Consider the following 2,447-nt stretch of genomic DNA (forward strand, 5'->3'; position numbering starts at 1 on the left):
CTACGTGCATGCCGGTATTCTGCCGTGCGAAGCCTGGCGCAGACGGGTTCAATTGCCGAGGATTGAACTGAGAACCACGCATACCCTCTCCATCGAAAATATTGATTGCTCGCAAGTCTGCGCAGACAGGCTCAGATCAAAGCCTCAGCGGCGAATGGATTGGGCTCGCACGCCAAACAACAAGCTGTCGCAATCAGCTGTCGAGAAGCTGACCAGTCAGGAAAAACCCGCGTCCACAGGCCTCCATTTTCTAACACGCCCGCTCGGACCAAGGTCGAAACAGCGCGCTTGATCTGAACCGAGCCTTCGATCAACCTATCGCCGATGCGGGAAAGGCGGCCCGCGATCACGGCCCGCGGCCGCAAGCATTCGGCTGCTCCCCTTGGTACTTCGATTGCTGTCGCTCCATTGTGGCGGAGTTCCGCAAATCGAAATTCGCTGCTCCCGCTGGCCAATATTATCGAGCGGATGGGGCTCGCGGCTCGCGCTATCGCTCGTCGGCGGGCGGGAAAGACCCTGATCGAAGGAAGGCATGTCGTCTGAATGCGGTCGAGCTTGCGCCTACTTGCTCGGCAACATAGTCGAGCATCGCTTTCGGCGGAGCCTCGTTAACCAACAGTGGCCGGCCGGGGTAGCGCATCAAGCAGAGTTGGATCGCGAAGCCGAGCTGATTGTGTTCGCGCCGCCGTAGCTGGATTTCCAGCAAATCGGCCTGTGAAAGAGAATAGTGGCTGATCAGACTGTCTTCATCGACCGGAATGTCGAATAACGTCTTTCGCTCGTGTTCTTTGAGAAACGCTCGTCGGAGCCACTTTCCAATCCACTCCAGAACGGTAGTGGCCAAGCCTCTGTCCAAGGCAGCCCAACGGTACAGGAGGCAAATGGCGTAGCCACAGCGAACATCCGGGCGTTCCCTCCGTTCGACCTTAGCGCAAGATTCTGCACAGCACTTGTTCCGGCCCCCTGATCGACGACGAGAGAATCGCCTGTCGACACAGCAAGCCGTTAGGCCGCGATCCGAACACTTTTCGGGTTTGTCGACCAGATGTGAGCGCGGCTCATTCTCCGGGATGTCGCCTTCCTCTTCAGCGATGCGGAAGCGGAGGTCAGCCACCAGATCACGTCATTAGCCCACCAGTATCGACCGCTGCAGGGCTACGTATTGTCACAGTGGATCTATTCAAAGCAGTAGACATGGCTCTGGCCAGAACTCGGCGGTTGTCGGGAATACTCATCATCGTCATGTGGTTGCCTGGAATCGGCGCGGCATGAATGACCGTCTCACTCAAAACGTGATCCCAGCCCCGCAAGGGCGAACCTGCCTCCGGACCTGGTGAATTCTTGGCTGGTGGTGACCGGCTGCGGCGAGGCTCGGCGGCGTAAAACTGATGTATTTCAACTGAGAGGCGTGGAACTCGATACAACTGCAGTGCCGTGTGGAATTGGGCAATTGTTTCATACGTCAAAGCGTCGTTGTGGACATCACGACCCAGAGGGATCGCTCCAATTTGCTGCGCCTTTTCAAGCAGCTGAACAGTCGAACTTTGTCCAGCGAATTGCTCCAATATGTCGAAGCGCTTGTCATCCAAGAATTCGAGAGATTCCAGCACTACTTCTCGCGCCATTTGGGCAGGTGATACGCTTGATGGATTTGCAGGTAGCGCAACATCGATGAAAGCGATGAATGACACAGTTTCATCGAGATCCAGTAAGCGCTGGGCAATCGCGTAGGCCAAAATTGCGCCTGAGGAATATCCGGCGAAGCGATATGGACCTCGCGGCTGGATTTCTTTGATCGCCAGGATCACCTCCGATGCTATCCCTTCAAAAGTCGGCGGGCACAATTCGTTGAAGGACGGCCATGGCAAAGCATAGACAGGACAGTCCACGTTCATTTCATTCACCAGACTGAGGGCATACGAACAATCTCCTAACCCTGTGGGAACAAAGAAGAGCGGCGGTTGCGATCCTGTAGCCCGAACGGAAAGCACTACAGAAAACACCTGAGCTACGTTGCGGTGCGGCTCCGCGTCGATCTTCGATGCGAGTTCCTTCAAAACAGGAGCTTGGAAGAGATCTGCGGCGCTAAACTTTAACCCAAGATCTAATGCTCGACCGAGAAACCGCACCGCCAGCAGCGAATGGCCGCCGAGTTCGAAGAAGTGGTCGTGGCGCCCGATCCGCTCGACCCCGAGGAGCTCGGCCCAGATCGCGGCCAGCGCCGTCTCGACCGCGCCCTGCGGCGCCTCATAGCCGCGGCGCGCATAGGCGTCGTCCTCCGGCGCCGGCAGCGCCTTGCGGTCGAGCTTGCCGTTGGCCGTCAGCGGCAGCGCCGATAACCGCACGAATGCCGCCGGCACCATGTAGTCGGTGAGCGTCCGGTGAGCGGATTTTGGTTAGGTGCGGGATTGGCGCAAGTTACGACACAGATGATTCATTTGTGACGT

At 57.3% G+C, this 2,447-nt stretch carries 1 protein-coding gene and 1 pseudogene; both read right to left on the reverse strand.

Annotated elements, in window-relative coordinates:
• Positions 1-529 precede the first annotated feature (529 nt).
• Positions 530-820: pseudogene (locus ACWGTI_RS32250) on the reverse strand (DUF4158 domain-containing protein); the annotation flags it as partial.
• Positions 821-1,118: 298 nt separating this feature from the next.
• Positions 1,119-2,363: a thioesterase domain-containing protein gene (locus ACWGTI_RS32255; RefSeq protein WP_454590631.1), complete on the reverse strand. Its 1,245-nt coding sequence runs from the start codon at positions 2,361-2,363 to the stop codon at positions 1,119-1,121.
• Between the last annotated feature and the right edge of the window lie 84 nt (positions 2,364-2,447).

It is taken from the genome of Mesorhizobium sp. ArgA1 (assembly GCF_053714375.1).

Excerpts from the sequence above, each read along its gene's own strand:
- ACWGTI_RS32255 (WP_454590631.1), bottom strand. The coding sequence starts at position 2,363 with ATGGTGCCGGCGGCATTCGTGCGGTTATCGGCGCTGCCGCTGACGGCC.